Annotated in this window: 24 protein-coding genes; 16 read left to right on the forward strand and 8 right to left on the reverse strand. The window is 68.8% G+C overall.

The features are described 5' to 3' along the window. Positions 1-2 precede the first annotated feature (2 nt). A complete protein-coding gene (locus ACIBTM_RS31695) occupies positions 3-788 on the forward strand; it encodes an alpha/beta fold hydrolase (protein ID WP_395880819.1) in 786 nt (261 codons plus the stop codon). After that, positions 785-1,918 (forward strand): glycosyltransferase, encoded by a 1,134-nt coding sequence (locus ACIBTM_RS31700; RefSeq protein WP_395880820.1) that lies wholly within the window; start codon positions 785-787, stop codon positions 1,916-1,918. Before ACIBTM_RS31695 ends, ACIBTM_RS31700 begins: the two co-directional genes overlap by 4 nt. A 119-nt stretch (positions 1,919-2,037) precedes the next feature. Here ACIBTM_RS31700 and ACIBTM_RS31705 read toward each other — a convergent pair whose 3' ends face one another. Both ACIBTM_RS31705 and ACIBTM_RS31710 read right to left on the reverse strand, forming a co-directional pair. Then, positions 2,038-2,892, reverse strand: a complete 855-nt coding sequence (locus ACIBTM_RS31705) for an ABC transporter permease (RefSeq protein ID WP_395880821.1) — start codon at positions 2,890-2,892, stop codon at positions 2,038-2,040. Beyond that, positions 2,889-3,833: an ATP-binding cassette domain-containing protein gene (locus ACIBTM_RS31710; RefSeq protein ID WP_073844185.1), complete on the reverse strand. Its 945-nt coding sequence runs from the start codon at positions 3,831-3,833 to the stop codon at positions 2,889-2,891. The genes ACIBTM_RS31705 and ACIBTM_RS31710 overlap by 4 nt, the downstream gene beginning before the upstream one ends. Positions 3,834-4,163: 330 nt before the next feature. Between ACIBTM_RS31710 and ACIBTM_RS31715 the strand changes: the two genes are divergently transcribed. From ACIBTM_RS31715 to ACIBTM_RS31765, 11 genes are read left to right on the forward strand one after another with little or no spacing between them, the layout of a single operon-like run. Beyond that, positions 4,164-4,943 (forward strand): hypothetical protein, encoded by a 780-nt coding sequence (locus tag ACIBTM_RS31715; RefSeq protein WP_395880822.1) that lies wholly within the window; start codon positions 4,164-4,166, stop codon positions 4,941-4,943. Positions 4,944-4,945: 2 nt separating this feature from the next. After that, positions 4,946-5,749 carry an MlaE family ABC transporter permease gene (locus ACIBTM_RS31720; protein WP_395880823.1) on the forward strand — a complete coding sequence of 268 codons (804 nt, stop codon included), beginning with the start codon at positions 4,946-4,948 and terminating at the stop codon, positions 5,747-5,749. Between the two features lie 4 nt (positions 5,750-5,753). Then, positions 5,754-6,593, forward strand: a complete 840-nt coding sequence (locus tag ACIBTM_RS31725; RefSeq protein ID WP_007033208.1) for an ABC transporter permease — start codon at positions 5,754-5,756, stop codon at positions 6,591-6,593. Further along, positions 6,590-7,813 (forward strand): MCE family protein, encoded by a 1,224-nt coding sequence (locus ACIBTM_RS31730; protein WP_395880824.1) that lies wholly within the window; start codon positions 6,590-6,592, stop codon positions 7,811-7,813. The genes ACIBTM_RS31725 and ACIBTM_RS31730 overlap by 4 nt, the downstream gene beginning before the upstream one ends. Next, on the forward strand, positions 7,810-8,823 hold the full coding sequence (locus ACIBTM_RS31735) for an MCE family protein (protein ID WP_395880825.1): 1,014 nt from the start codon (positions 7,810-7,812) through the stop codon (positions 8,821-8,823). The genes ACIBTM_RS31730 and ACIBTM_RS31735 overlap by 4 nt, the downstream gene beginning before the upstream one ends. Continuing rightward, a complete protein-coding gene (locus ACIBTM_RS31740; RefSeq protein ID WP_395880826.1) occupies positions 8,820-9,830 on the forward strand; it encodes an MCE family protein in 1,011 nt (336 codons plus the stop codon). The genes ACIBTM_RS31735 and ACIBTM_RS31740 overlap by 4 nt, the downstream gene beginning before the upstream one ends. After that, complete coding sequence (locus ACIBTM_RS31745) at positions 9,830-10,834, forward strand: MCE family protein (RefSeq protein ID WP_395880827.1); 1,005 nt, start codon at positions 9,830-9,832, stop codon at positions 10,832-10,834. The genes ACIBTM_RS31740 and ACIBTM_RS31745 overlap by 1 nt, the downstream gene beginning before the upstream one ends. Next, on the forward strand, positions 10,831-11,808 hold the full coding sequence (locus ACIBTM_RS31750; RefSeq protein WP_395880828.1) for an MCE family protein: 978 nt from the start codon (positions 10,831-10,833) through the stop codon (positions 11,806-11,808). Before ACIBTM_RS31745 ends, ACIBTM_RS31750 begins: the two co-directional genes overlap by 4 nt. Beyond that, positions 11,808-12,908, forward strand: a complete 1,101-nt coding sequence (locus ACIBTM_RS31755) for an MCE family protein (RefSeq protein ID WP_395880829.1) — start codon at positions 11,808-11,810, stop codon at positions 12,906-12,908. Before ACIBTM_RS31750 ends, ACIBTM_RS31755 begins: the two co-directional genes overlap by 1 nt. A gap of 5 nt (positions 12,909-12,913) precedes the next feature. Continuing rightward, positions 12,914-13,417, forward strand: a complete 504-nt coding sequence (locus ACIBTM_RS31760) for a hypothetical protein (protein ID WP_395880830.1) — start codon at positions 12,914-12,916, stop codon at positions 13,415-13,417. A gap of 11 nt (positions 13,418-13,428) precedes the next feature. Beyond that, entirely contained in the window at positions 13,429-14,052 is a 624-nt protein-coding gene (locus ACIBTM_RS31765; protein WP_395880831.1) for a hypothetical protein, read from the forward strand. A 436-nt stretch (positions 14,053-14,488) separates the two neighbouring features. On the opposite strand, the gene ACIBTM_RS31770 is transcribed toward ACIBTM_RS31765, so the two are convergent. The 4 genes from ACIBTM_RS31770 to ACIBTM_RS31785 form a co-directional block, all read right to left on the reverse strand. Further along, the gene (locus tag ACIBTM_RS31770) at positions 14,489-15,733 is read right to left on the reverse strand and encodes a PucR family transcriptional regulator (protein ID WP_395880832.1); all 1,245 of its coding nucleotides are present in this window, start codon (positions 15,731-15,733) and stop codon (positions 14,489-14,491) included. A 36-nt stretch (positions 15,734-15,769) separates the two neighbouring features. After that, entirely contained in the window at positions 15,770-16,960 is a 1,191-nt protein-coding gene (locus ACIBTM_RS31775) for a helix-turn-helix domain-containing protein (RefSeq protein WP_395880993.1), read from the reverse strand. 339 nt (positions 16,961-17,299) lie between these two features. Further along, positions 17,300-18,289, reverse strand: a complete 990-nt coding sequence (locus ACIBTM_RS31780; RefSeq protein WP_395880833.1) for an alpha/beta fold hydrolase — start codon at positions 18,287-18,289, stop codon at positions 17,300-17,302. 339 nt (positions 18,290-18,628) lie between these two features. Beyond that, positions 18,629-19,840, reverse strand: a complete 1,212-nt coding sequence (locus tag ACIBTM_RS31785) for a PucR family transcriptional regulator (RefSeq protein ID WP_395880834.1) — start codon at positions 19,838-19,840, stop codon at positions 18,629-18,631. Between the two features lie 313 nt (positions 19,841-20,153). Between ACIBTM_RS31785 and ACIBTM_RS31790 the strand changes: the two genes are divergently transcribed. The 3 genes from ACIBTM_RS31790 to ACIBTM_RS31800 all read left to right on the forward strand — a co-directional run bounded on the left by ACIBTM_RS31790 (position 20,154) and on the right by ACIBTM_RS31800 (position 22,913). Next, positions 20,154-21,350 (forward strand): PucR family transcriptional regulator, encoded by a 1,197-nt coding sequence (locus tag ACIBTM_RS31790; protein ID WP_395880835.1) that lies wholly within the window; start codon positions 20,154-20,156, stop codon positions 21,348-21,350. 223 nt (positions 21,351-21,573) lie between these two features. Next, positions 21,574-21,858, forward strand: coding sequence for a transposase (locus ACIBTM_RS31795; RefSeq protein WP_395880836.1), 285 nt, complete (start codon positions 21,574-21,576; stop codon positions 21,856-21,858). After that, positions 21,855-22,913, forward strand: a complete 1,059-nt coding sequence (locus ACIBTM_RS31800; protein ID WP_395880837.1) for an IS3 family transposase — start codon at positions 21,855-21,857, stop codon at positions 22,911-22,913. Before ACIBTM_RS31795 ends, ACIBTM_RS31800 begins: the two co-directional genes overlap by 4 nt. Here ACIBTM_RS31800 and ACIBTM_RS31805 read toward each other — a convergent pair. Continuing rightward, a complete protein-coding gene (locus ACIBTM_RS31805; protein WP_395880838.1) occupies positions 22,867-24,084 on the reverse strand; it encodes a lipase family protein in 1,218 nt (405 codons plus the stop codon). The two genes, ACIBTM_RS31800 and ACIBTM_RS31805, sit on opposite strands and share 47 nt — an antisense overlap. Positions 24,085-24,140: 56 nt before the next feature. Further along, a complete protein-coding gene (locus ACIBTM_RS31810) occupies positions 24,141-24,713 on the reverse strand; it encodes a hypothetical protein (protein WP_395880839.1) in 573 nt (190 codons plus the stop codon). Positions 24,714-24,801: the final 88 nt, after the last annotated feature.

Here is a 24,801-nt window from a genome sequence, read left to right on the forward strand (position 1 = left end):
CGGTGCCGACCATGACCGTCAACGGGCTGCGCACCAACGTGCAGCTCGTACCCGGCGGGGGCACGGAAACCGTGGTGTTCCTGCACGGTATGGGGACCGACAGCCTGGCGAGTTTCTATCTCACGCTGGCCCCGCCGGTCGCCGCCGCCGGGGTGGACGTGATCAGCTACGACCTGCGCGGGCACGGCAAGACCGAGCGCCCCGAACGCGGGTACACGATCGCGGATTTCGTCGCCGATCTCGACGACCTGCTCGACCAGCTCGACCTCGACCGGCCCGTGCACCTGGTCGGCAACAGTTTTGGCGGCACCCTCGCCTACAGCTACGCTGTGGCGAAACCGGAACGGGTGCGCAGCATCGTGTGCATCGAGTCGGAGCCCGCCACCGAACTGTGGGCGGGCAAGATGTCCCAGATCCTCGAACACACCGTGCGGTTCTTGAAGGTCGAGGAGAGCTTCGACTGGATCGAGGCCAACTACAGCGCGCATCACCGGCGGCTGGCGAGAATGGCGGCCGAGCGGATCATGTCCACGTCGATGGCCGAGGAGGTTCCGCTCGGTCCCCTGCTGACCCTGGACCAGGTGGCGGGGATCGGCTGCCCCGTACTGTCCATTTTGGGCAGTCACGGCTACCAGGCCGACGATCTCACCGCGCTGACCGCGTTGCTGCCTCGCGGCGAGCTGCACGTGTTCGAGGGCCAAGGGCATTCGGTGCTCGTCGAGCAGCACCGCGAGGTCCGGGAGTTGCTGCTGAACTGGATCGACCGGCACGGGAGGCCGCGCGGATGAGCCGGTTCCTGCTGGTCGTCCCGCCGCTCACCGGGCATGTGGCGCCGTTGCGCGCGGTGGCCGCCGAACTGGTGGGCCGCGGCCACGACGTCGCCTGGTGCGGTCCGGAACCCACGACGTCCGAACTGACCAGGGCGGGCCGGGTGTACGCGGCGGGGGACGCGCTGGAGTTCGCCGTCGAGCGGCGTCCCGAAGGCCTGCGCGGGTTCGCGGCGCTGAAGTACCTGTGGGAGCAGTATCTGGTTCCGCTCGCGGACGCGATGGTCCCCGGGGTCGAGAAGGCGGTGGCGGCTTTTCGGCCCGACGTCGTGCTCGCCGACCAGCAGGCCTTCGCGGGCGCTCTCGTGGCGAGCCGCCGCTCCCTGCCGTGGGTGACGTCGGCGTCGACGTCCACCGAACTCGGCGATCCGCTGGGCGCCATGCCGAAGATCGCCGCTTGGGTCGACGGACTGCAGGAAGACCTCCGCGCCCGGCACCAGGTGTCGTGCGGGGACCTGCGGTTCTCGCCGGATCTCATCCTGGCGTTCACCACCGTGTCCCTGACGGGCTCGATCGCCGACGTCGGCGCGGTCAGGTTCGTCGGCCCCGCGCTGGCCCCAGCGCCCCCGGTGGGCTTCTCGTGGGACCGGCTCGACGGCCGCCCGCTCGTCATCGCCACCCTCGGCACCGCCAACGCCGCTCTCGGCCGCCGCTTCCTGTCCGAATGCGTCGACGCCCTCGCCGGGATGCCGGACGTCCAAGGCCTCGTCGTCGACCCGACCGGCGAACTGCTCAGCGACGAAGTGCTGGTCGTCAAGCGGATCCCGCAGGCGGAAGTGGTGCGGAAAGCGGCGGCGGTGATCTGCCACGGCGGGCACAACACCGTGAGCGAGACCCTGGCTTCCGGGCTGCCGCTGGTGATCGCGCCGATCCGGGACGACCAGTCGATGTTGGCGCAGCAGGTCGAGGCGGCAGGCGCCGGGCTGCGGCTGCGGTTCGACCGCGCGAAGGCGCCCGACATCCGCCGCACGGTCACCGAAGTGCTGACCGAGCCCGCCTACGCCGCGGCGGCCGCGCGGGTGCGGGCCTCGTTCGCGGCGGCCGGGGGAGTCGTGGCCGCCGCGGATCACCTCGAGTCCTTGCCGCACTGACGGCTAGCCGGATCTCGCGTGTCTGGAGCCGGAACTCGCGTGATTGAAGGCGGAACTCGTGAGTTCCGCCTTCAATCACGCGAGTTCGGTCTTCAATCACGCGAGTGACGGGTTCAGGCTCAGGTCATCGGGGTGACGTCGCGGGGTGTCCGGAAGGTCCTGGCCGCGATCCATCCGCCGCCGGCCGCGGCCACGGCGGCGATCGCCAGCGACACCGGGATCGACCAGCCCGACGGCCTTCCCAGCGCGAGTGCCCTGGTCGCGTCGATCGCGTAGGTCAGCGGGTTGAGCGTCGAGACCACCCGCAGCCAGGACGGCATCGTCTCCAGCGGCATGTACGCGCTGGAGGAGAACATCAGCGGGAACATGACCACGAACGACGCCATCTGCAGGGTTTCGGCCTTGCGCAGCCAGGTCGTGATGGCGACGAAGATCCAGCTCAGGCACCAGCCGACGACGAGCGTAAGCAGTAGCGCCGCGGTGATGCCGAAAACGCCGCCGGTCGGGCGGAAACCCAGCAGTACCACGCTGGCGAGCGCGGTCACCAGCAGTTGCACGCCGAGCCGGGCGGAATCCGAAATGGTGCGCGCCACCAGAACGGCGGAAAGGCTGATGGGCATGCACCGGAGACGTCCGGTGAAGCCGCTGTAGATCTCCGCGAGCAGGCCGGCGCCCGAACTCATCGCCGTGGTCATCGCGATGTTCACCAGTGTCGCCGGGACGAGGAAGTTCACGTATCCCTGGTAGGCCGCGACCCCGGGCAGCGTGCTGACCCCGGTGAAGACCTGGCTGAACAGCAAGAGCAGCACGATCGGTTGCAGCAGCCCGAAGAACACCAGCCGACGGTCACCGAAGGCCGTCTTCAGCGATCTGACCGCCAGCACCCGGACCTGGGTGGCGAAAGTGCTCGGCGGCCAGGTCGCCGGATTGGTCAGCACCGGCTGCGACGGTGCGCGGTGCCGTGCCTCGGTCATGGCGCGGCCGCCGGATTCCGGTGCAGTGAAAGGTAGACGTCGTCGAGTGTCGGCTCGGCGACGGTGAGGTCCTTCATGGGCGCTCCCGCCGCGTCGAGCGCGCGGACCAGCACCGTGATGTCGGCGGGCCCGGACAGCGCGACACCGATCACCAGCCCGGAGGCCGACGTCGTGCAGCCCATGCCGAGCCGGTGCAGCGCGGCCAGCGCCCGGCGGGCGGCCAGGTCGGTGCCGAACGTCAGCGTCGCGGTCCTTTCCCCGAGCCGTGCCTTCAGTTCCGACGGCCGCCCGGAAACCGTGACGTGCCCAAGACCCAGCACGATGACGTGATCCGCCAGTCTGTCCGCCTCCTCGAGGTACTGCGTGGTGAGCACGACGGTGGTACCGCGCGCGGCGAGCCGTTCGACGCCGTCCCAGAGCCCCGCCCGGCTGAGCGGGTCGAGCCCGGTCGTCGGTTCGTCGAGGAAGAGGACGTCGGGGGAGCCGACCAGGCCGGCGGCCAGATCGAGCCGCCGCCGCATCCCGCCGGAGTAGGTCCGCGCGGGCCGGTCCGCCGCGTCGTCGAGGCCGAACATGGCGAGCAGTTCGGCCGCGCGGGCCCTGGCCTGGCGCCGGTTCGCGCCCAGCAGCCTGGCGACGAGTTCGAGGTTGCCGCGGCCGGAGAGCGCGTCGTCGACCGCCGCGAACTGGCCGGTGACCCCGATCCGCCGCCGGACGTGATGCCCGGCGCGCACGACGTCGAAACCGCACACCTTCGCACTTCCGCCGGTCGGCTTGACCCGGGTGCTGAGGATGTCGATCAGCGTCGTCTTGCCCGCGCCGTTGTGGCCGAGCACCGCGAGCACGGTGCCGCGGCCGACCCGGAGACTGACGCCGGCGAGGGCCGTCACTTCACCGTAGTGCTTGGCGAGGCCGGTCACCTCGATGGCAGCCTGCTCCATTCACCGAACGTAGCGGTGGTTTCGGTGTGGCCGCAATGAACGCGGGCGGACTCAAGGTGCGCGTGACAATTCCCCGCTCGTGTCGGCTGACGCGGGTGACAAAAGTGATCGCCGTAAGAAAAAGAGAAAGATGGCCACGTCGCCGCCACCCCCGTCGCAAAGAACCGTCATTGCCGCGCACGGAAAAGAACGCGAAACAGTGATGCCCATGACAACCTTTTCGTGTTGCGGATCTCTCGGCCGCGCATTACTTGTCCCACCGGCATTCCGTCAGTAGCGTGCTGCACCAGTTGGCCGTTCGGCCGGATAAGTCGAAATGAGGAAGCCCGAATGTCAGTGCTGACCGGGCGCGTTCTGCGCGCCTTCCTACTCCCGGCGGTGCTGGGGCTGGGGGCGCTTTCCTTGGCTTCCGCCTCCGCCGATCCCGCGCGGACACAGCAGACACGAGAAGCCCTCGCGCGGGAACCCGCCGTCGCGCAAGCCGGACTGACGTTCGGGTTCTACGTCGGCGACGAGCAACAGCCCACGACCAGCCGCGTCGCGAAACTCGGTTCGGACATCACCTTCCCGCAGGGCCGGTTCGACGGCAAGATCCTCGGTTTCTCCGGGCAGGTGCCGATCACCGGCAAACTCGCCATCCCGCCGACGTCGAGCTATTTCGTGTCCTTCCGGTTCATGCCGGCCACCGGCGACGTCGCACTCGTCCCGGACGGCGACGCCACCGGCACGGTCCTCGTGAAGACCGGCGCCACCGGCGACTGCAAGGAGGTCGGTACCAACATCTGCGCGCTCACCGACGTCACGAACAAGGTGTTCATCAAGCTCTCGAACGCCAAGGTGGACGGCAAGGTCCTCGACGTCGGCCCGAACTGCCGGACCGCGCAATCGGTCGCGGTGAACATCAAGGCCCTGGTGCCGCTCGCGTTCCCCGCGCCGCCGGTGAAGGTCACGAGCACCTTCACCACACCGGGGTTCGCCGGATGCGGGGTGCGTGAGGATTTGAGCCCGTTGCTGACCGGGCTGGTGTCCGGTCCCGGCAACACCCTGGTCACCAACCTCAGGCTGCGGTGCGTCGGCGATGGCCCGCCCCCCAACGGATGCGGGGCCTGACGATGGCCAATCCAGCCTCCCTGCTCGCCCGCGCTCCGGAGAAGGCCGCCGCCGGGCTGCGCGAATTCGGCCGCATGTGCGCCATGGGGATCGACGTCGTCCTCGCGATGTTCCGCCGTCCGGTGCAGGTCCGCGAGTTCATCCAGCAGTTCTGGTTCATCGCGAGCGTGTCGATCACGCCCGCGATCCTCGTGTCGATCCCGTTCGGGGCGGTCATCTCGCTGCAACTGGGTTCGCTCACGAGCCAGATCGGCGCACAGCAATTCAACGGCGCCGCGAGCGTCCTCGCGGTGGTGCAGCAGGCCAGTCCGATCGTGACCACGCTGATCATCGCGGGAGCGGGCGGGTCGGCGATCTGCGCGGACCTGGGCGCCCGCTCCATCCGCGAGGAGATCGACGCGATGGAGGTGCTCGGCGTCTCGCCGATCCACCGGCTGATCGTACCCCGTGTGCAGGCCGCCATCGGCGTTTCGGTGCTGCTCAACGGTTTGGTCAGCGTCGTCGGGGTGCTGGGCGGCTACTTCTTCAACGTCATCGTGCAGGGCGGCACCCCGGGCGCGTACCTCGCGAGTTTCAACGCGCTGGCCCAGCTGCCCGACCTCGTGATCAGCTCGATCAAGGCGTTCATCTTCGGTTTCCTCGCCGGTGTCGTCGCCGCCTACCGGGGGCTGAATCCCAGAGGCGGCCCCAAAGGTGTCGGCGACGTCGTCAACCAGTCGGTGGTGATCACGTTCCTGCTCCTGTTCTTCGTCAACACGATCCTGACCGCGCTGTACCTGCAGCTCGTCCCGGCGAAGGGAACCTGATCCCGTGACCAGCGTTCCCGAACGGGCCCGCGAGGCGTTCAAACGCCCCGGCAACAGTCTTTTCGAGCTGGGCGACCAGTTGCTGTTCTACATCCGCGCGCTCGCGGCGATCCCGATGGCCGTCACCCGCTACTTCCGTGAAGTGGTGCGCCTGCTCGCCGAGGTGACCTTCGGCAGCGGGGCGCTCGCGGTGATCGGCGGCACCGTCGGTGTGATGGTCGGCCTGTGCGTATTCACCGGGATCACGGTGGGGCTGCAGGGGTTCAGCGCGCTGAACCAGATCAACATCTCCGCGATGACCGGCTTTCTCACCGCGTACTTCAACACCCGCGAGATCGCGCCGCTCTCGGCGGGGCTCGCGTTGTCCGCGACGGTCGGCGCCGGGTTCACCGCGCAACTGGGCGCCATGCGGATCTCCGAAGAGATCGACGCGCTCGAAGTGATGGCCGTGCGCAGCATGCCCTACCTCGTCACCACCCGGATCGTGGCCGGTTTCATCGCGATCATCCCGCTCTACGTGATCGGCCTGCTCATCTCGTACCTGGGCTCGCGAGTGACGACGGTGGTCTTCTTCGGACAGTCCGGCGGGACCTACGACCACTACTTCTCCCTGTTCTTGCCTCCTGAAGACGTGTTGTGGTCGTTCGGCAAGGTGCTCGTGTTCAGCGTCGGCGTCATCCTCACGCACTGCTTCTACGGCTATCGCGCCGCGGGCGGCCCGGCCGGTGTCGGGGTCGCGGTCGGCCGTGCCGTGCGGACGTCGATCGTGCTGATCAGCGTGCTCGATCTCTTTCTCAGCCTGGCGATCTGGGGCGCGACCACGACGGTGAAGGTCTCCGGATGAGCGCGCGGGCACGGACGCAGGCGGCGGGGGTGATCTTCCTCGTCATCCTGGTGTTGCTCGGCTGGCTCGCCGTCGCCATCTTCAACAAGGACTTCGAACGCGGGGAACTGGTCACGCTCAAAACCGACCGGGTCGGCAATCAGCTGGCCCCGCCCGCCGAGGTCAAGGTCCGGGGCGTGCCGTTCGGTGAGGTCAGGGCGGTCCGGGGTACGGCGGAAGGCGCGGAGATCGATCTGGCCATCGATCCCGCGAAGATCGATCAGCTGCCGCGCAACGTCTCGGCCAGGCTGCTGCCGAAGACGGTGTTCGGCGAGCGTTACGTCAACCTCGTGCTCCCGGACCGGCCCGCCGGAGGCTCGCTGCGGGAGGGCGACGTCATCGGACAGGACAGGTCGGCCAACGCGATCGAACTCGAACGTGTCCTCGGCGACCTGCTGCCCCTGCTGCGGGCGGTGCAGCCGCAGAAGCTGAACAGTTCACTGGGCGCGATCTCGCTCGCGCTCGACAATCGCGGGAAGTCCTTGGGGGACAGCATCGTCCAGCTCAACGACCTTCTCAACCAGGTGAACCCGCTGATGCCGCAGTTCAAGGCCGACGTCAGCGGTCTCGCCGACGTGGCGGACCTGTACACCGGCGCGGCGCCGGACATCCTCAAGGCCCTCTCGGATCTCTCCACGACCGCGAAGACCATTGTGGACACTCGCGCGGACCTCGACAAGCTGTACACGAGCGTCACCACCGCGAGTGGCGACATGAACAAGTTCTTAGTGCAGAACAAGGACAACATCATCGGTGTCAGTGTGAAGAGCAGGCCGACCCTGGAGCTGCTTTCCCGATACTCACCCGAGTTCCCTTGTCTGTTCGACGCGGTCAACAGGCTCAAGCCGGTGATGGAGAAGGCCTTGGGCAAGGGCACCGGTGAACCCGGGCTGCACGTGACGCTGTCCGTCCACGACCCGCGCGACAAGTACGTGCCGGGCCGGGACGATCCGCGGTTCGACCAGAAGGGCGGGCCGCGCTGCTACGGCGGCGGCGGGTCTTCGGCGGCGGTCGCGTTCGCCGCCGATGGGGACCTCGGCCCGGCCAATTCGAAGGGGGAGCGGGGGCTGGTCGCCGAGATCCTGGCGCCGTCGCTCGGGATGAAGCCGGCCGAGGTCCCGGACTGGAGCAGTGTGCTCGTGGGCCCGGCGTTGCGCGGTACGGAGGTGACCGTCCGATGAGGAGTGTCGCGGGGCCGGCGATCAAAGGCCTGGTCTTCTTCGTGATCACCGCGGTGGCGACCGGGATCCTGGCCATCACCATCGCGAACTCCGGGGTCGGCACGACGGTCGGCTACACCGCGAGGTTCACCGACGCCACGTCGGTCAACCCCGGCGACGAGGTCCGGATGGCCGGTGTCCGCATCGGCCAGGTGGATTCGGTCGGGGTGGTCGAGCGGCGGCTGGCGGACGTGCGGTTCTCGGTCGAGAACAAGCGCCGTCTCACGTCCGGGGCCACGGTCACCATCAGATACCGCAACCTAGTCGGCCAGCGATATCTCTCGATCGATCCTGGCCCCGACGGGCCGGCGGTGCTGGACGAAGGTGCGCTGATCCCGCCGGAACGGACCCATCCGGCGCTGGATCTCACCGCGTTGTTCAACGGGTTCAAACCGCTGTTCCAGGCGCTTTCGCCGAGTGACGTCAACCAGTTGTCATTCGAGATCGTCCAGGTGCTGCAGGGTGAGGGGAGCACGATCGACAGCCTCATCGAACACACCGCGTCGCTCACGAACACCCTGGCAGGCAAGGACCAGGTGATCGGCCAGGTGATCGGGAACCTCAACACGGTGCTCGACACGCTCAATTCGCAGGGCGACCAGTTCGACAAGCTCGTCGACGTCACCGCTCAACTGGTATCCGGGCTCGCCGGCGACGCGAAACCCATCGGACAGGCGATCGGCGGGCTCGGCGAGCTCACCACGGCCACCGCGGATCTGCTCCAGGACGGCCGCGCGCCGTTGAAGGACAGCATCAACACCCTCGGCGACCTGTCGAAGAGCCTCGCCGACAACACCCCGGTGTTCGAGCAGTTCCTGACGAACCTGCCCAAGAAGCTGGACCGCATGGGCGCGATGGTCTCGTACGGTTCGTGGTTCAACTTCTACCTGTGCTCGGTGAAATCGGACGCGCCGCCCGCCCCCGGCGGCCCGCCGGTCGGTATCCCGCTGACCCAGGGACGGTGCCGATGAAAGCGCCGAAGATCAAACCCTTCCGCAGCCGCAATCCCATCGTGGTCGGTGCCGTCACGGCCGTGCTGATGACCGTCGCCGGCTCAGCGGTGTTCTTCTCCGACGATATCCCGCTGATCGGCGGCGGCACCACGTACGCGGCGGAGTTCACCGAAGCGGCCGGGCTCAAACGCAACGACGAGGTCCGGGTCGCCGGGGTGAAGGTCGGCGAGGTCTCCGACGTCCTGCTGGACGGCGCCCGGGTCAAGGTCCTGTTCCGGGTCAAGGACACCTGGGTCGGGAACCGCACCACCGCGTCGATCAAGATCAAAACCCTGCTGGGACAGAAGAACCTGGTGCTCGACCCGGTCGGCAACGCGGAACTGGATCCGGACGAGCCGATCCCGGTGCAGCGTACGAGTTCCCCGTACGACGTCACCACGGTGTTCAACGACCTGGCGAACACGGTGGGCGCGATAGACACCGATCAGCTGGCGAAGGCGTTCGGCACGCTGTCGGAAACCCTCGGTGCCTCCACCCCGCAGGACGTCCGGACCGCTTTCGACGGCATCACCGCGCTGTCCAAGACGCTCGCCTCCCGGGATCAGGAGCTGGTGAAGCTGTTCGCGAACACGAACAAGGTGTCCAAGACGCTAGGGGATCGCTCGCAGCAGATCGAGGCACTGATCCGCGACGGCAACACCCTGCTCACGGAGCTGAACGCGCGCAAGGACGCCATCGCGAAGCTGTTCAGCGGGGTGAAGAACCTGTCGATCCAGCTCAAGGGACTGGTGGCGGACAACCAGAAGACGCTCGGTCCCGCGCTCGACCAGCTCGATCGCGTCGCCACCGTGCTGCTGCGCAACCAGGACAAGCTCAACGAGAGCCTGCGGCTGGCCGGTCCCTTCTACCGGCTGCTCGGCAACGCGGTCGGCAACGGCCGGTGGATCGACACCTATATCTGCGGGCTCGTCCCGACCGGCGGCACGCCGGGCAGCTGCATGCCTTCGAGGCAGGGGGGACGCTGATGGGACGCCACTTCACGCTGACGGATCTCGGCGCCCACTCCCGGCGGCGGGCCTGGCTGCGGCGGCTCGCGGTCGCCGTCGTCGCGGGGCTGCTGGTGACGGCGGCCTGGCCGCTGCTGACCAGGCAGGCCGACCGCGTGCTGACCGGGTTCTTCACCGCGACCGTCGGGGTGTACCCGAACACCGAGGTGCGGGTGCTCGGCGTCCCGATCGGTTCGGTCACCAAGGTCGAACCGCGCGGTACCAACGTCGAGGTGACGATGACGGTGAGGCCCGAGGTCAAGCTGCCCGCGGACGTCGGCGCCGTCGTGATCACGCCGAGCCTGGTCGCCGACCGGTACGTGCAGCTCACCCCCGTATACCTCGGCGGACCGGAGCTGGGCGGCGACGCGCGGATCCCGCCCGAGCGCACCGTCACCCCGGTCGAGGTCGACGAACTCCTGGGCAGTCTCAACCAGCTGATGACCGCGCTGGGGCCGAAGGGCGCGAACCGGGACGGCGCGGTCAGCGACGTCCTCACCAAGGCCGCGACCTATCTCGACGGCAACGGCGGCAAGCTCGGCGAGGCGATCAAGAACCTCGGCGAGTTCGCCAGGACGGCGAGCGACTCCAAGAACGATCTGTTCGCCTCGGTCGACAACATCAGCAAGTTCACCGCGATGCTCGCCGCGAACGACGGCAAGGTGAAACAGGCGATCCAGCAGATCTCCTCGCTCAGTAAGATCCTGGCCGATCAGCGGGACCAGTTCTCCGGCGCGATGACCGAGCTCACCGAGGCGCTCGGCGTGGTGCAGGGCTTCATCAAGGACAACCGGGGCAAGGTCAAGTCCGATGTGGACAAACTTGCCGAGATCACCAAGCTGCTCAGTCAGCAGAAGGCGTCGTTGAGCGAGGCGCTGGACGCCGCGCCGAACGCGCTGGCGAACGTGCTCGGCGCGTACAACCAGGGCGCGGGAACGCTGGACGGGCGAGGGAACATCACCGAATTCTCGGGGGCGAAATGAAAACCCGGATCGCTGCCGTACTCGTCCTCGTGCTGGCCGCCACCGGCTGCGGCGACGGTGTCGACGTCTACGACATCCCGCTGCCGGGCGGGGCCGCGCTGGGGGAGCGCCCGATCCACGTCACGGCGAGCTTCACCAACGTGCTGGACCTCGTGCCCCAGTCCGGAGTGAAGGTCAACGACGTCCCGGTCGGCCAGGTGCGGACCGTCGAGCTGGCGCCGGACGGCCGCAGCGCGGTGGTCGGCCTGATCGTCAACGGGGACGTGAACCTGCCCGCCAACGCCGTCGCACGGCTGCGGCAGGCGAGCATCCTCGGCGAGAAGTTCGTCGAGCTCGCGCCGCCGCCCGAGGGGACTCCGAGCGGGCGGCTGACCGACGGCGCGGTGATCCCGTTGGCCAGTTCTTCGCTGACCCCGGAGATCGAAGAGGTCTTCGGCGCGCTTTCCCTGCTGCTCAACGGCGGCGGCGTCGCGCAGGTGCAGAACATCACCCGCGAACTCAACGACGCGCTCGGCGGCAAGGAGAGCGCGGCACGCAGCCTTCTGTCCAATTTGGACGTGTTCGTCCGCGGACTTGACGAACACAAGGCGGAGATCACCCGCGCCATCGAGAGCGTCAACAAGCTCGCGGCGACGCTGAACGGGAACACCGAGGAGATCAAGGCGACGCTGAACGGGCTCACTCCCGGGATCGAGGTCCTGAACCAGCAGCGTCAGGCGCTGGTCGGGATGCTGAAGTCGTTGGACGGGCTCACTTCGGTCGCGGTCGACACGGTGAATCGCAGCAAGGACGACCTCGTCGCCGACCTCAAGGCGCTCGAACCGTTGCTGCGGAAGCTGGCCGACTCCGGGGACAAACTGCCGAAGGCGATGGAGATGATCTTCACCTTCCCGTTCCCGGACGCCGCGCTCGAGGCCATCCGCGGCGATTACCTGAACACGTTCCTGACCTTCAAGAACAGTGGTGGCCGCTGATGCTGACCAAGTTCGTCCGCGCGCAGCTGGTGGTCTTCGTGGTCATCGCGGTCCTCGGCGTCGCGTACGTCGGCGCGACGTACGCTGGGCTGGACAAACTGGTGCTCGATCGCGGGTACACCGTCAAGGTCCGGCTCGCCACCGGCGGCGGCATCTTCAGCAACGCCGAGGTCACCTATCGGGGCGTGCCGATCGGCAGGGTCGGCGAACTGCGGCTGACCGCCTCCGGTATGGAAGTGGACCTCGAAATCGAGCCGGGCGGCCCGGAGGTGCCCGCGGACACCGAAGCCGTCGTCGCCAACCGATCCGCCGTCGGCGAGCAGTACGTCGACCTGCGGCCGCGCCGCGACAACGGAGCCATGCTGCGGGACGGTTCGGTGATCGCCGAGGCGGACACGAAGATCCCGCTGCCGGTGGACGTCGTTCTGTCCAGTGTGGACTCCTTCGCGAACTCGGTGCCGAAGCCGGCCCTGCGTACCGTGGTCGACGAGCTGTACAACGCGACGTCCGACGCGGGCCCGGCGTTGGACCAGCTCGTCGGCAGGGGGATCGAGTTCGTGCGGGAGGCGAGTGCGCACGTCGGCCCGCTGACCAGGTTCGTGACCGACGCGCAGACCGTGCTCGACACCCAGGTCTCGCAGGCCGACGCGATCCGCTCGTTCGGTGCGAACGCGAAACTGCTCGCCGCGACGTTGAAGAGCTCCGACGGCGATCTGCGCCGGCTGATCCCGGCCGTCCCGGCGGCCGCGAACGAGGTCAGCACGCTTCTGCGGGAGACCGGCCCGAGCCTCGGCATCCTGCTGGCGAACCTGCTGACCACCGCGGACGTGCTCGAAACGCGTCAGGACGGGATCGAGCAACTGCTGGTCACCGCGCCGAAAGCGGTCGCCGCGGGGCACGCGATCATGGGGCCGGACGGCGCGCGCGTCGGTCTCTCGCTGACGTTCTTCGACCCGCCGCCGTGCGTCACCGGTTACGGGACCGGCTATCGCGACGGACTCGACACTTCGCCGCGTCCGCTGAACACCGCGGCGCGCTGTGCGCTGCCGAAGGGCAACCCGACGAACGTGCGCGGCTCGCAGAACGTGCCGGGAAGGTGAAGGCCATGACTCGGATCGCCGTATTCTTCGCAGTCGTCGCCACCGCGGTGGCGGCCTGGTTCGGGTACTCGTGGTGGGACGCGAGCCATGACGACGGCGTCGCGCGGGCCACGGTCCGCGACGAGGCCTTGCAGGCGGGCAGGCAGTCGGTCGCCGCACTGACCACTTTGGACTACCGGCAGGCGGAACAGGGATACCAGAACTGGCTGAACCTGTCCGGCGGCGCGCTGCACGAAGAGCTGGCGCGGGACAGGGAAGGCGGCCTCGGCCGGATCGGCCAGGCGAAGACCGTCACCACCGGCCGAGTCGTCGACGCCGCGGTGACCGAAGTGGACAGTGGCGGCGGGACGGCCGAGGTGATCGCTTCGGTCGAACTCGAAGTGCGGCCCGAGGGCGGGGAAGCCGTGACCAAGCACAACCGGTTCCGCGCCGGCCTGAACCGGACGCCGGACGGGTGGCGTGTCACGTCGCTCGGCCAGGTGCCGGTGACCGACACCGGAAAGCCCTGACGGAGGACGCGATGACCACGAAACGAGCCGACAAACCGGCGCGGCGCGCGGTGAAGGTGGCCGGGAAGATGGGCGGGAGCACGCGAGTTCTCGAGGCTCCCGCCGAGGAAACCCCTGATGTCCCGGTCGCCGTTCCCGTGCGGCGGCGGGGAGCGGTGGTGTTCGGCGCGGTCGCGCTGGTGATGGCGGGCCTCGCGGGGTGGTTCGCCATCGAGGCGCGGGACGCGACGGCGGCGCTGGCGCACAACACCGCGCTGACCGACGTCGCCACCACCGCGGAGGTGAGCGACCAGATCGGCAAAGCGCTCGGAACGGTCTTCTCCTACCGCTACGACGACCCCGCCAAGAGCGAGCAGGCCGCGAAAGCGGTCCTCACCGGCCCGGCGCTGGGACAGTACGACCAGCTGTTCGCGCAGGTGCGGGGGCTCGCGGCGGAGCAGAAACTGGTCGTGACCTCGACCGCGGTGGTCTCGGGTGTCAAGGTCCTCGACGGGGACCGGGCGTCGCTGCTGGTGTTCCTGGACCAGACCGGTGTGCGCGGGGACGGGCAGCGCAGTACGGGTGCGGCTCAGCTGAGCGTCAGCGCGGAACGGGCCGAGGGGAAGTGGCGGGTGACCGCTTTGGCTGCCGCCTGACGTCGGGGGGGCCGCCTTGGTGAGGGGTGTGTGGAAATAGGGACGTTGAACGTCCCTATTTCCACACACCCCCCGCCCGCCAGGACCCACGTCGCCCACACCCGTTGCGGGTGGTGCATGGCCTGCGGGGGCCGTGTTTTGTGCGGGGGGTTGGGGGGGGGGCCCGGGTTGGGCGGCCGCGGGCGGGGGGGGGGCCGGCTTTGGTGGGGGGGGTTTGGAATTGGGGCGTTTGACCGCCCATTTTCCCACACACCCCTCACTCAACGCAACCAAGGTCCCCCAATCGCTTCCGTGAGTGACCTTCCCGTGCTGCAGCCTTGATGTGACCGGGAGTTGCGCCTGGTCCGAAGGTTGCGAAAGCCACTTTCGCAACCTTCAACGTTGCGAGAGTGGCTTTCGCAACGTCGGCCGCGGTACCCCGAGACGCGCAAAACCGTCAAGAAGGAGCAGCCCGCAAAGCCAGGATCATCTCGAATCGCCGCTCCGGATCCCGTAGCCCGTCCGCGAACAGCGCCTCCAGTTCCTGAGCGCGGGAACGCACCGTCTGCGGGTGCACCGCGAGCCGTTCCGCCACCTCGCGGACGTTCCCGCAGGTCTCCAGCCACGCCAGTAGCGTCCCGGCCAGCCGAGAATGCTGCTTCCCGGTCAGCCCCGCCAGCGGCCCGAGCCGTTCCCGGACGAGCTCGGCGGCCAAGAACGGTTCCTTGAGCAGCCACAGGCGCGAAAGATGGTCGACGCACCACGTCACGGGCTCGTCCACGAGCGCGCCGGAGTCGACGAGGCGCAGGGCCTCTCGGGCGGCCCGTAAGGAGCGGGCCGCGAAAACGGGTGGGACCGCGGGGCCGATCGCGGCCCGGCCGCCCGCCAGGTCCTCGGCGAATCGCTCCCGTTCGTCCGGTTCCGGAGCGGGCAGCAGCAGACAGGGGAAGGTGCTCTCGAAGTCGGCGAGCGCGGTCGAGGCGGCCGGTGGGGCCTCGTCCGGCGGCTGGTCGAGGGCGACGGCGACGAGCAGGTCCGGTAGTTGCCAGCGAGCCAAGCCGGCGGCGTGTTTGACGACCTCGGGAGGCGACGGTGGTTCGGCGAGCAGGAGCTCCATCAGCCGGTGCCGCCGGCGCTCCAGCGCGCCGGCGGCCTTTTCCCGCGCCTCCGCGTGGCCCTCGACCGACAGCGCCGAAAGCTCGTCGATGTAGGCGAAGATGGCTTCCGCGAGCAGGCACAGCGTCGCGGAAGGCACCCCCGCGCGGCGCCCCAGTTCGGCCATCCGGCGCCAGGTCACCCTGGCGCCCACTCGGTAGGCCGCCTGGAGGACGTCGACGTTGCGGCCCTGATGGAACTCCTGGACACCCAGGCTCACGAACACGCTCCGCCGGTCCTCCGACGGCGCCTCGGGGTTCCCGAGGCGTTCGAGGAACTGTACGAACGCCATCTGCACGCCGGTCTTGAGCGCCTTCCCGAACGCGCCGTCCAGCGGCCGCGCGTACTCGGGAATGGTCCGCTGGATCTCCCGGACCACCTCCCCAGCCGTATCGGCCAGCCCCGGCCGGAACACGGTCGCCAGTTCTCTCGGCAGGAGCGCCCAGAGCTGGACCGGGCGCCCGCTCGACCCACCCGGCCGGGCGGGCGTGAGCAGCGGACCGTATGTCGCCTCGACCCCGCTGCGGGCGTCCTGCGGTCGGGTCACCTCGTCACCTCGTTGTGAGTGGGAAACGCTGATCTGTCAGTCGTCGGCGAGCAGGGCCTCCGCACGCAGGGCGATCTCCATGTCGAGCCGGTCGTCGGCGTTGTTCAACCGGTCGCCGAAGAGATCGATGAGCTGGTGCATGCGGTACCGGACGGTCTGCGGGTGGACCTTGAGCTTCTTCGCGATCTCCGGAGCGCTGCCCCGGGACTGGAGCCAGATCAGCAACGTCTCCCCGAGCCGCGCCCGCTGTTTGGGCGTGAGGTCGTCGAACGGGGCGAGGCTGCGCGTGCACAGCTCACGGACCAGGAACTCGTCGGCGAGCAGCCACAGGGTGGACAGGTGGTCGCTGTACCGGGTGACCGGATTGTCCGGCAAGACCCCGCGCTGGACCAGCCGCAGCGTGCGGCGGGCCCACATCAGGGAGCGCGGCGCTTCGGTGAGCCGCACGGCCGGGCCGATCACCGCGCGCCAGCCGGGAAGCCGTTCGGCGAGGTCCTTCAGGTGCTTCTCCGGGTCGCCGGTGACCAGGCAGGGCTTCGGACCTTCGAAGTCGACCAGGACGTCGGCGTCCAGATCGGCGCTGTCGGGGTCCAGCGGGCCGAGCCGTCGTTCCAGCGCGACGACCGTGACCTCGGCGGGCAGCGCCCACTGGGCGTTCGCGGCGTGGGACGCGATCGACTGCGGTGAGGACGGGGGATCGGACAGCATCAGTTCGAGCAACCTGCGCCTGCGTCTCGCCCTGGTGCCCGCAGCCCGTTCCTGCGCGGTCGTGTAGCCCTCGATGGACAGTGCGGAAATCTCGTCCACGTAAGCGAAAATCGCCTCGGCCGCGGTGCACAGGAGATCGGCGTCCGCTCCGATCGCCTGCCCGAATTCCGAAACGTGTCGCCACGCGACGCGGCCGCCGACGCGGTAGGCCGTCTGAAGGCAGTCGAGGCTGCGGCCTTCGCTGAATTCGACCTTCCCGAGGTTGCGGAACACCGCCGACCACTTGTCGAGCGGCGCCGTCCCCTGACCGACCGTATCGAGGCAATGCAGGATCGCCTGCCGGATACCCTGCGTGATCATCTGTCCGAACGCGCCTTCCAACGGCTGCGCGTACTCGGGAACGGCTCGTTGCACCTCCTGCAGGATGGCTCGTGCCAAGGGGTCGGCCCGCGGCCGGAACCGCTCGCCCAGGTCTCTGGGCAGTGACGCCCACAGTCCATTCGCACCGGTGCTGCGCACAGGTCGGTTCTCCACTGGGGTTCTCGGTGCCGGCGTGAAGGCGCGCGGTCGCTGGACCGGACCCGGTGGCTGGCGGTGCGGGGTGGCGGGGTTGCGCACGTCGGGGTCGGGTCGTGCGGTCCGCAGATCGTGCCGCGAGAATCCGGTATCCAAGTCGGTCATGTTTTTATCCTTGCTGGCAACAAAATCAGCCTCTTCAACGGTGAAGCCGATCCAGATTTTGTGGCTCACGCAACATAAAATCCGGCCGAGAGGACTGTCAACGGCTGGCGGGGGCTTGATCGGCCACCTGTATGGACTACACCCGAACGGGTGGTCCAAACCGGCGGCGAGTGACATTTAGGCAGGCCTGAGATGGCGTCCGGATGACAACTTTTCCGGGACGTTTCCGGGCGCTTCCGCCGCCTCGCTGGCGCGGATGAGCACCTCGACGACCTCGTCCAGGCTCAGCCTGGCGGGCGCGGTCGCGGCGAGGAAGCGTTCGAGCTCGCCGGCGAACCGAGCCGGGTCGGCCACATGCGGAAAGTGTTTCACATTTTCGAACACGGTCAATCGGCTGTCCGGCAGCACTTCCGCGGTCGTCCGGCCGTGGGCGACGGGGATGAGCGGATCGTGTGCGCCCCAGACGACGAGCGTCGGCACCTCCCTGGCGAGGTAGAGCTTGTCGATCGCGCTCGCGCGCTGGCCACGGAGGTCGATCAGGCTGCGGGCGATGAAGAGGAAGGCGCGCCGCCTGCCGGGGTCGGCCAGTGACGCAAGGTGACGTGTCAGCTCCCGGCTCTCGGGGGAAAGTTTCCCGCCGAGGGATCGGCCGACCGCGGCGATCCCACGCGCGATCGCGACGGTGACCGGGTTGACCGCCAGGGAAAGCGTCGCCTTCGCCCCCGGCAGCGCCGTCGCGCGCAGCACCGAGGTCACCTGTGGGCCGAGCCCGGCACTGCCCACGAGCACCAGCCGGGCGCACATCTCGGGGAATTGGTAGGCGAACTGCATTGCTATCCCGCCGCCGAGGGAGTGCCCGACGATGGTGGCGTGCCGGTTCCCGGTGAGCGCGAGGACGTCGCGCACCACGCTGGCCATCGCGCCGAGGCCGTAGTCCGCCCGCGGTGCGGCCGACTCGCCGTGGCCGGGAAGATCCGGGGCGAGGACGTGCCGCCCGAACCCGCTTCGCTCGAAATGGTCGAGCAATGGTGCCCAGGTCTCGCCGCTGCCCGAGATCCCGTGCAGCAGCACGAGCGGCTCGCCCGCCTCGTCCTTTGTGGACGGAACGTATTCCCGCAGCCGGATTTCCCTGCCGTGCAGGGTCAGTGTGCGCGCTTGGAGGGCCATGTCCCGCCTTTCCGTTGTCAGGCGTCAAAATAACGTGTGGAACGCCGGATTCGTCAGCGTGTCGCTGGACACGTCCGGCGATTGCGACCCGGGTGACAAGAATTCCGGGACCGACCCCGAGGTGGATGCCAAAACCGGGGACGCCGGTCTATTGCGCATCGACATTTTCCCACCGTCCCGGTATTCAGGAAAGCGTCGGTAAACACCCGTCACCGGGGAGAAATGCGATGGCCTGCCGGGCGGACTTCCACGTCGACCAGCCGAGGGCGAAGCGCGCCCGCCGCGGCCTCCGCTGGGTGCTCCCCACCGTGCGGCCACCGGAACGGCGAGTGCGGCGCATCAGGTCCCTTCGTCGCGACGGTGAGCGCGCATGAGGCGCTGCGCGCGCAAGGCGAGCTGCATGTTCAACCGGTCGTCGGCGTCCCGGAGACGGTCGCCGAACAGGTCCTCCAGCTGACGGAGACGGTTGCGCACGGTCTGCGGGTGCACGCCGAGCCGTTGCGCGATCTCCGGTGCCCCGCCACGGGTTTCCAGCCACGCCAGCAGGGTTTCGCTGAGCCGTTCCTGCTGTTTCTCGCTCAGCGAGGTGAACGGGTCGAGGCTCTGTTTGGCGAGTTCGGCCCCGAGGAAGTCTTCGGCGAGCAGCCACAGCGTGGCGAGGTGGTCCCGGCACCAGATGACCGGGCCGGGCGCGTCCTCGCCGGTCAGCAGAAGCGCGCGGCGGGCGGTGCGGAGAGCGGCCGGGGCGTCGGCGAGCGGTACGACGGGCGAGACGGCCACCCGCCAGCCGTCCAGCGCGTCCTTCAGCGGGGCGAGGTCGGCATCGGGATTCGCGGTGAGCAGGTACGGCTCCGCGGTGTCGAGGTCGGCCAGTACGGCGTCGTCCAGGAGGTGGGCCGGAAAGGCCGGCGCGCCCGCGGCACGCTGGAGCGCGACCATCGCGGCGGCGTCCGGAACCCGCCAGCCGGCGCCGTCGGCCAGGCTGGCGATACTGCACGCCGAGCCTTCCGGTGCCTGGGCGATCAGCTCCAGCAGGCGGCGGCGCCGGAGCGGGATCGCCCCCGCCGCCCTGGACTCCGCCTGCTGGTAGCCCTCGATCGTCGTGGCGCACAGTTCGTCGACGTAGACGAACACGGACTCCGCCGCGAGCGCGATGACGTCGAGGCCGACGCCGAGCCCCCGCACGATGGGCCGCATCGCCCGCCATGCCGCCCGTGCGCCGACGGTCACGCTGTCGTGCAACGGTTCCAGGCTCCGGCCCTCGGCGAACTCCATCCGCCCGCGCATGCGGTAGAAGTCGATCCAGCGGTCGTGGGGGAGGTCCGGGTCGCCGATGCAGTCGACGTAATGCCGCACCGCCCGCTCGCACGAGACGACCAGGACGCGGCCGAAGACGCCGCGCAACGGCTGCGAATACGCGGTGACCGACCGCTGCACCTGCTTGACCATGGCGGCCGCGGCGTGCCCGGTATACGGACGCAGTTCTTCGCCGAGCGAACGCGGCAACGTCGCCAGCATGCCGAAACCGCGGTACTCGACCACCAAGACCACCCTTTGATTTTCTTCGAACCGGGAAGAGAAACATGAATCCGTTTTCATAACCACGTCGGAACGACGGGAACGGCGCTGGGCTGTTTGTACTGGATCGGCGGACGGCCCGTACCCCGAATGTGACGTTGAATTTGCAACGGAAAGTCGCGGGCTCAGCGACGTGACAACGAACGGGCGTTTCGGTGTGACGTCTTTTGACACGGATGTGTCGACGGTTCTACGCTCCGTGCATTCGAGTGCGCCGGTGGCGCGCGGACGAAAGGGAATTGGTGCCCGTAATCGTCGGCCTACTTCTCAACGGGGGATCGCACACGTGAGCTGGCAACCCGTCGGCGCCCTGTGGGCACGTCTGCCGAGGGAACTCGGCGACGCCGTCCGCCCGCGGATCCCGGCGATCGCACGGCACTGCGTCGAAGGCGTGGTGTCCGAAATCGGTGAATGTGCCGAGGTGCTCAGTGACGGCGAGGCCCGTGCGGCGGCCGTCGAGCTGACCAGGCGCAGTATCGAGCGCGCCATCGACAGGGTCGGCGTCCCCGAACTGCTGCAGAACGACCTCCTCGTCGATTTCCGCGCACAGGGCCGGATCGCGTTCCATCAAGGACTCAGCCGGGAAGCCGCGCAGGCGGCGTTCAGGGTTTCGAGCCGGGTGCTGTGGCGGTCGATCGCTTCGATCGGCCGTCAGCTCCAGCTGCCCGGTGATGTCCTCTACGGCGCGGCCGAGTGCCTCTTCGGCGACGTCGTCGAAGTGACGATGGCGCTGGCCGACGGCTACAACGCCGCACAGGCGGAGGCGACGGGGCCCGCGGAACAGCGGGCGCGGTTGTTCCGGCTGCTGGCCGGTGGCACCGGGTACAGCCAGGCCGACGCCGCCGCGCTCGCCGTCGCCATCGGCTGGCGGATCCCGGACCGGATCACCGCGGTCGTCTTCACCTCGTCACCCGGAGCGCCCTCGTTCCCGGCGGGCTTGCTGCCCTCGGCGGTTCCCGTGGATCTCGTCTCCGACCTGCCCGGCGCGCTGGTGGCCTGCCCCGAAGCCGACCTGAGCGGCCTGCGGGAGCTGCCGTCCGGCTGGTCGGCGACGGTCGGGGTGTCCGTTCCGATCGCGCAGGCCGCCGAGTCCTACCGGATCGCGCGCCGCGCGTCCGAGCTCGCCCAGCGGGGGATGATCACCACGGTCGGCCCGGTGCTGTGGTGCGAGGAGCACATCACCACGCTGCTGTTGCTCGCCGACGAGTTCCTGCTCGACCGGCTCGCGGGCGAGGCGCTGGAACCGTTGTCGGGGCTGGCGCCGCGTCAGCACGACGAGCTGGCAGCGACCCTGCTCACGCAGGTGCAGACGAGGGGGAGCGCGCCCGAGATCGCCCGGCAGCTCGCCGTGCACCCGCAGACGGTGCGGGCCCGGCTTCGGCGGCTCTCCGAGTTGTTCGGCGGGCGGCTGGACGATCCGGATCAGCGGCTGCGGATCGAGCTGGCGTTGCGCGCGGAACGGCTCCGGCCCGCCGACGCCTGAGTCACTTTCGTCCACAAAGGACGCTGGGTCGCGTGACTGGATGGCCGACACGTGTGATCGGACGGACGACACGCGTGTCCAGGCGGACGGCTCGGGCGGGTCCCGGCTATGCGTGTGTCGTCCGTCCAGTCACGCGTGTCGTCCACCTGATCACGCGTGTGGGGTTTCCCCTTGGGACCGGACATCTTGATTCCAGACATGGGTCTGGAGGGAGGATGTCTTGGTGTCGCGTTCGTCGAAGTATCCGGAGCAGTTCCGTCGGGATGCGGTGGAGCTGGTGGAGTCCAGTGATCGTCCGTTGCGTCAGATCGCGCGCGAGCTGGGCGTCAATCACGAGACGCTGCGGTCGTGGGTGAACAAGGCCAAAGAGGAAGCGGCCGCGCCGGCGGAGGATCCCGCGGTCACCGATGAGGTGCAGCGGTTGCGGAAGCAGGTCGCTGAGCTGCAGAAAGAGAAGGAGATTCTGCGTAAAGCGGCCGCCTATTTTGCCAAAGAGATGGATCGATGATCTACCGCTACCGGTTCATCTCCGAGCATCGCGCCGAGTTCGGCGTGAAGCGGTTGTGCCAGGTCCTGGGCCTGCGGCGGCAGGGTTTCCACGAATGGGTCGCGGCCGAGTCCGCCCGTGAGGCCACGGCGGTGCGGGAGCGGGAGCTGGTGGCGGTGATCGCCTCGATCCATGCCGAGCACCGGCGCGCCTACGGTGTCCCGCGGATCACCGCCGAGCTGCGCCGGCGCGGGCGGGTGGTGAACCACAAGCGGGTGGAGCGGTTGATGCGCGAGCAGGGCCTGGCCGGGATCACCCGCCGCAAACGCCGGTCGCTGACCAAGACCGATCCGTCGCCGGCCGCGGCAGTCCAGGATCTGATCCACCGCGATTTCACCGCCGAGCACCCTGGTCAGCGATTCGTCGGGGACATCACCTGCCTGCCCACCTTCGAGGGCTGGCTCTACCTGGCCACGGTGATCGATCTGCACACCCGCGAGGTCGTCGGGCACGCCATGGCCGACCACATGCGCGCCGACCTGGCCTGCGACGCGATCACCCTGGCCACCGCACGCGGCCTGATCAGCCCCGGCGCGGTGTTCCACTCCGACCGCGGGGTTCAGTACACCTCGGCCCAGTTCCGCGCCGCGCTGAGCGAGTCTCGGATCCGCCCGTCGATCGGACGGGTCGGATCCTGCTACGACAACGCCGTCGCCGAGTCGTTCTTCGCCACCCTCAAAACCGAGATCGGCACCACCATCTGGCGCACCCGTGACCAGGCACGACACGACCTATACCGCTATCTCACTACTACAACCACAACCGTCTACATTCGACAGTCGGCCACCGAACACCCCACGAAACCCGAACCAGCTACAGTCACCAACAAGCCGCGTGAAACCCCGTGTCCGGTATCCGGGGGAAACTCCACGTGTCGTCCCGCCGAACACGCACAACCGCCGAAGCGGTCCGGGGCCTCGCGAGTGGTGAGGACGGCTCTAACCGTTCTCACCACTCACGACCCGCGCGTCAGGCGCAGTTCGACGTCGCCGGAGCGCCCGCGACCCGGTCCTTGAGGAAGGCGAGCACGTCGGCGTTACCGGTGTAGACCGCCGTGATGTGGTCGGTCTCGAAGGTCTTCCAGGTCGTCTTGACCCCGGCGGTGCAGTAGGCCTTGTGCAACGCGTCGGCCTGGGCGAACTGCACGAGCTGGTCCTGGGTGGCGTGGTAGAGGAACACCGGGACCTTGGGGGGAGTGCCGCCGAGCTTGTTCTCGTTGAGGCGTTTGACCCATTCCGGGCGTACGTACCCGGCGCTGGTCGTGTAGTCGGCGATCTTGTTGTTCGCGTAGGTGGTGAGCAGTTCGAACGTGCACGCGCTCTTCTGCATCTCCGCCAGTTTCACGCGACCGTTGTCGCTGAGGAACGAGTCCAGTTTCAGCTCGGGGTAGGCGTTGTCCAGTCCGATCAGGGCGTAGGCGAAGACACCGAAACCGAACTTCCCGTCGAGCTGCAGGGTGACCTGGACGAGATCGGCGGGCACCCCGCCGGCGGCGACGCCGACGAGGTTGAGCTCCGGCGCGTAGGCGGGCTGCACCTCACCGGCCCAGGCGGCCGCCCCGCCGCCCTGCGAGTAACCGCGGAAGAGCACCTTGGCGTCGGCCGACAGTTTCGCCTCCGGCAGACGCTGCGCGGCGCGGACGACGTCGATCACCGCCGGGCCTTCCGAACGCCCGACCACGTACGTCGTCTTCGGATCCTGGCGGTAGCCCTCGTAGTCGGTGAGAGCGACGGCGTACCCGGCGTCGAGCGCGTCGTCGAGACCGGACTGCTCGTAGAACGCGCCGATGTCGATCATCTTCGACGGCGTGCAGTCGAACGCGGGGCCGTGCGTACCGGCGGCGAACGAGACGATCGGCGCCTTCGCCGGGTCCACGTTCTTCGGCACCAGCACGGTCCCGGTCACCGCGTCCGGCTGCCCGAGGGCGTTCGTCGACAGGTACATGACCTGCCACGCGTTGACGGAATCCTTACGCGGACCGGCTTTCGAGACACGCGAGCGGATGATGTCACCCGGTTTGCCCGCCGGGAGCGGGGACGGCGGGGTGTAGAACGAGTCGTCGGACGCCGCCGGGACGGCGGAGCTCGCCGGGCTTCCGGTCAGCACGGTCAGGAGACCGGCGGACAGGACGATCGCCAGCGCGACGGCGAGCGTCCGGCGGGACGGGCGGGGGAGCGGGGTCGGCACGGCCGGGCCTCCAGGGCGGATGGGATGGCTGTGGGTGCGGTGTCGCGAGCGCCGGCTCAGGCGTTGCCGCCGTAGACCTGGCGGCAGGTCGTGGACTCGGTGAACGCGAGATCCAGTTCCGGGTTGGTGCGCAGGTGTTTGATCGGGCCTTCCGGCTCGCTCAGCCCGCTCATCGTGCTGTCCGCGTCGGCGACCACCTTCTGCAGGCTCGCCTGATCGGTGACCCTGGCGTCTTGCATCCGCGTCAGGGTGGCGGACACCTTCGACTTGGTCTCGCCGAGCGTGGTGGTGGCCTTGTCCACGGCGGACTGTCCATCCGGAACCGGCGGCACACCGGCGTTCCGGATCCCGCCTGCCATGTCGTCGAGCGCGGCGGAGAGCGAGTTCAGGAAACCCACCATCGCGGTCTTCGTCGCCTGCGGATCGGCGGGGTCGAACGCGGGCGGCTGGGACAGCTTCGCCGAGCCTGTCGCGACGCCCGAGCACACCTTGTCCACCCACGCGAGCGCGGCCGGGTCGGCGTGCCTTCCCGCGTCGGCGGGTTCGTCGGACCCGCAGGCGCTCAGCAGGACCACCGCGGCGGTCACGGAGACGGTGGCGAACGCGATTCGCGCTGCCGTGCGGCGCATTCTTTTCATGGTTTCCCCGTCGAATTCGGCGAAAGAGGGCCTGCCCCGCCCGCGACGAGCGGGATTCCGCGGTGGTCGGCGGCGGCCG

It is taken from the genome of Amycolatopsis sp. NPDC049868 (assembly GCF_044461365.1).
Classification (GTDB): domain Bacteria; phylum Actinomycetota; class Actinomycetes; order Mycobacteriales; family Pseudonocardiaceae; genus Amycolatopsis.